At 60.3% G+C, this 4241-nt stretch carries 4 protein-coding genes and 1 pseudogene; 3 read left to right on the top strand and 2 right to left on the bottom strand.

Features of this window, described 5'->3' with window-relative positions; translation table 11 throughout:
- Window positions 1–182 precede the first annotated feature (182 nt).
- Together Q322_RS0119600 and Q322_RS0119590 are read right to left on the bottom strand one after the other, a co-directional pair.
- Complete coding sequence (locus Q322_RS0119600; RefSeq protein WP_029479532.1) at window positions 183–830, bottom strand: hypothetical protein; 648 nt, start codon at window positions 828–830, stop codon at window positions 183–185.
- Window positions 831–1359: 529 nt separating this feature from the next.
- Window positions 1360–1611: a WGxxGxxG family protein gene (locus tag Q322_RS0119590; RefSeq protein WP_051668804.1), complete on the bottom strand. Its 252-nt coding sequence runs from the start codon at window positions 1609–1611 to the stop codon at window positions 1360–1362.
- Between the two features lie 235 nt (window positions 1612–1846).
- Between Q322_RS0119590 and tnpC the strand changes: the two are divergent.
- The 3 genes and pseudogenes from tnpC to Q322_RS25050 form a co-directional block, all read left to right on the top strand.
- Window positions 1847–2835 (top strand): annotated as a pseudogene (gene tnpC, locus Q322_RS22890) (IS66 family transposase); the annotation flags it as partial.
- 139 nt (window positions 2836–2974) lie between these two features.
- Window positions 2975–3841: a transposase gene (locus Q322_RS21390; protein ID WP_051668803.1), complete on the top strand. Its 867-nt coding sequence runs from the start codon at window positions 2975–2977 to the stop codon at window positions 3839–3841.
- A gap of 209 nt (window positions 3842–4050) precedes the next feature.
- Window positions 4051–4241: transposase (locus Q322_RS25050; protein ID WP_211248944.1), on the top strand; the 191-nt coding region annotated here is incomplete at its 3' end.

The raw sequence follows: 4241 nt of genomic DNA, 5'->3' as shown, positions 1-4241 counted from the left end.
GTAGGGGTGGCCTGAAGTTCAGATCACCCCTGCCCTCAGTCTGCCACGGGTCAAGTTAAGGCAACACACCCATCAAGATTTCCATCTCCTTCAACATTGAGAGCGCATGTCACTGCGGACCAGATTTCAGACCTTGCTCCTTTGAACCTGCTCGAGCTCTGCGGTTCTTCGTGATCCTGCCCTCAGCCCTCCACTGGCGACTCAGTGAGGTGGTGGGTGTGCTCCAGCATGGGCATCTCCAGGGACTCGGTCCCGTGATTGACGACACGTCCGCCCGCGTACCGGGCCACGCTCATCAGCGTCAACTCCCAACTGCGGCTCTGCGCGGCATGAATGCCCAGGATGTACGCCAGCCGATCAACCCTGGAACTGCTCCGCAGCAGCGACTCGATCTGCAGCGTCATCTCGCCCGGATTCTCCCCGGGATACACCCGGAAGTCAGTGGTACCCGCCTCCGGATGCAGCCGCAGGGTACGGGCGCGGAAGCCCAGAGGATCAACGTGTTCAATCATGACCCGCCCTCGCCGAATCAGGAACAGCCGAATCCACAGGCGGTCCCCCTGCCGCACCGGGGGCACCGGGTGATCCAGGCCCCGAAACCAGATCAGTCCCTTCGGCGCGTGGTCAGGGAGATGGTTGCGCCAGTGCTCGGCGATCTCTTCGGCGGCGTGGGTTGGACCCACGATCTCCACCCAGTAGCGGCGGCGGGTCAACGGGCCCACGCCGTCCTGCGGGGTGGAGGGACGCAGGGGATCAGGGGGGCCTTTAAGGAGAACGGCGGCGGCAGCGAGGATAGGGAACGCCAACAGCAGGGGAACGCGGTGAGACACAAGGAACCTCCAGGGGGTGAGACATCGGTGGCCTAGAAGATACGGATCAGTCGGCGACTGTGGGCATCTGGCCTGTTCGTCAAGTTGAAAGGAACACCACGGATCCTTTTCGGGTTCACCTTCAAGCAGGGCCTTCTGAGGGCGTCGGCGTGAACGCCAGCCGCGCCCGGCGCCGACAGACCAGACGTGTTCTAGTCTCGCAGGCACACTCTCGTCTTCATCCCGCTGCTCTTCATGCAGCCCGGAGCACGCTCACCGAGGACGCCGCTGCTGACGGCGGGCTGGTATCTGGCCGGGGGGCTGGGTGCCGCCGCCGCCCGCCAGTTCGACGCGGACACCAGCCCGCCGTAATCCGTCGTAGGCGACTGGGCGTTGCCACCCGGCAGGGTGTTGAGTGACACCGGGTCTTGTGCGAGTGCACTGTCTTGTGTACCGCGCAGCTGAATCTCAAAACGACTGAAAGTCCTGCTTTTCAGGCACACGACTTGCGCGTGATCTGAAAAGCAGGACTCTGAAGACGAGGGTTGCTTCAGCGCCGATCGGTGGCCGTGGTGTTCGTCGGGTAAGCCCGATCGTCTCTCCGCCGCAGACCCGCCAGGCCCGCCAGACCGAGCAGGCCCAGCCAGCCCCAGTCAAAGCCGTCATCCGTATTGACCGGAGTCGATGTCGTCGTACCTGTGGTGGTGTCAGTGGCCCCTGTCGTGGTGTCGGTCTGAGCGAAGGCCGATACGGGCGCAAGCAGCAGGGAAAGTAATAGCGTGGACTGAGCAAATCGTTTCATAAGTAGCCCTCCAGGGCAGATCAACTAGAACCAGCGTTCTCTAGCAAAGGGAGAATGACATGCCTCTTCAAGACTATGCCTAATGGACTCATTAAGTAAACATTCATACAGTCTTTAATATTTTCGGACCGCAGAGCATTGAAAAGGGAGGAATGACGCCGAGCCGAATTAGAGCTCCGGATGAAGACGAAGACGAAGGGCCTCGCCTATTGGTCTGGTCTCAGGGGTCACTCCAGTCCATGACCTGCCGGAGCTTCGCTTGCAGGCCACCGAGTACCGCGCGGACGTCAAGGTCTGCTTTGGATGCGCACACCCTCAACACGCTCCATTTCCGAATCACGTCCCTGGTCAGGTCCAGTATGGTCCTCGCATCTATGGACTGGCGGTGTATTTGAACGCCGCGCACTTTGTCCCCCTGGAGCGCACGTCAGACATCCTCGAACGCTATGCAGGGCGCGTCCCAGTGACGGTACCGTCGTCCTGAACCTCCAACTGGCCGCTGACCGTCTGACTGACTTCGAAACGCAGCTGAAAGCCGCGCTCGAGCCTGTTCTGCATGCCGACGAGACCGGGAGCAAGGTGAATGGGAAGCTCCAATGGATGCACAGGGTGAGCTGCGCGCAGCTCACCCTGTACGGTCACTATCCGAAGTGGGGCTTCGCTGCGCTGGAAGTCATGAACGTCCTGCCGCAGTTCAAGGGCGTCGTGGTACACGACGCCTGGGGAACGTACTTCCAGCTTCTTGGTCAGCATGCCCTGTGTGGTGCTCACCTGTTGCGCGAACTGCGCGGTCTGGCCGAGCACCATGGTCAGGTGTGGGCGAGAGAGCTCCGGGACGCGCTGCGTGCGGTGTGTCACCAGCAAAAGGAGGGCACGCTGACCCCGAAGATCACGATGGACTTCGAGGTGAGCTTTGATGCGCTGCTCCAGGCTGGTCTGGACGCCAATCCCCCAGCGGCTTTGGTCCCTGGGCGACAAGGCCGGACGCAACAGACACCGGGCCGGAACTTGGCCCCGAGGTGCCAGCAGCACCGCCTCGCGGTGCTGCGCTTCCTGCACGACGAAGGCGTCCCCTTCGACAACAATCAGGCCGAACGAGACATCAGACCATGGTGCGTGAAACGTAAGGTTTCCGGAGGCTTCCGATCTGACGAAGACGGCCAGCATTTTGCCCGCATCCGGAGCTATATTTCGACGCTCCATAAGCAGGGATTGAACGTCTGATATAGCCTCGTCAGCGTGTTTCGCGGTGACGTCATCCTGCCCAATTTCTCCTGCTGAGCAGTTGCCAATAAAGCTTTACTGACATCTTGCAGTTTTGGAAAAAGATGTCTGGAACGCACTTTTGGCCCCATATTGAGGTGTGTACCCAAAAGAACCGCGCTCCAGACGGCTTTATTCCGACATTCTGCCTTGCTTTTCTCGCAAGCAACACCGGGAATCCTTCGAGGTCTTCCTTGACCTGCTGCTCGATGGTTCCGGCAGACCTCTGCCGGAACGGGCCACCGTCAAATCCCCCTCGGCGCTCAGCCGCTTTCTCAATCACTCCACCTGGAATACCCGTCAGCTCTGCCGGGTGATGCGTCAGCACGCTTTCCAGACGTTGCAGGACCGGTGGCGACAGCAGCCCCACCAGCGCCCCAAACTGGAACTCCTGGTCGACCTCACCAATTTGGAAAAGACTGGCAAGTTCAACGAACTTGCCGACTGGATGCATACCTATCACAGCGTTCATGGTGTCCATTTGGTGGTGCTGTACCTCTGCTGCGGTGAGCTTCGTCTTCCCTGGGCTTTTCAGGTCTGGAGGGGCAAGGGGACACCTTCTCCTGCACAACTCGCTCTGAAGTTGCTCCGTACGGTGCCATCGGCACTGCTTCTGGGGAAGCGGCGTTCCCGTCTCCATGCCGATGGAGGGTTCGAGAGCACCGAGTTCATCCAGGGTGTGCTGGGCCGTGGATTGGACATCGTGGTCGGCGTACGTTGCAACCGCAAGCTGGAGGATGGCCGCCAGATGCGTGACCTGATGGTACGGGGCAGCCTGGTCGAGCCCTGTGGGCTTGACCAGGCCATGTGCGTTTCCTGGGTCTGGCTCTACCGCAACAAGAAGCCAGAGCAGCGCTTCGTCATGTCGAATCTTGATCTGGGCGGCAAGTATCTGGCACGGGTAGGGAAACGCCGCTGGCGGACGCTCCGCCTTTTTCAAAACGGTCAAGGGCCGCTTCGGACTTGAACGCTTTGCCCAGCACAGCAAGCAGGGTGTGCTGCGCTGGTGGTGCCTCTCCGGCCTAGCCTTCCTGCTCTGTCATCTTCAGGACCTTGACCTCCCTCTTCGCCTGCCAGGCATATGGCCGGACTGGGGGGACTTGGCGAGAACCGTACGGTTCTCGTTCGTCCCCGACGTGCATCGTCGTGCGCTTCAATTGGAGCTAAACGCGCTTGATGCCTTCCAGGACGCATCTCCCGCCCTCATCATCTAAACTGCAATGGCTCATCCTGGATTCCAGGGAGCTACGTCAGCCCTGGTCATCTATCGGTATGCTGAGTCTCATCCAGCTCCTGGACGACGAAAAGTGTTTTGAAGTGGTGCGGCAACTTCGTTGGCCTGATGGTGTGATGTGCCCACACTGCCA

The sequence above is a fragment of the Deinococcus frigens DSM 12807 genome, assembly GCF_000701425.1.
Lineage (GTDB): Bacteria > Deinococcota > Deinococci > Deinococcales > Deinococcaceae > Deinococcus > Deinococcus frigens.
The sequence above is the reverse complement of the archived record's forward strand: the minus strand, read 5'-3'. Positions and strand labels throughout refer to the sequence as shown.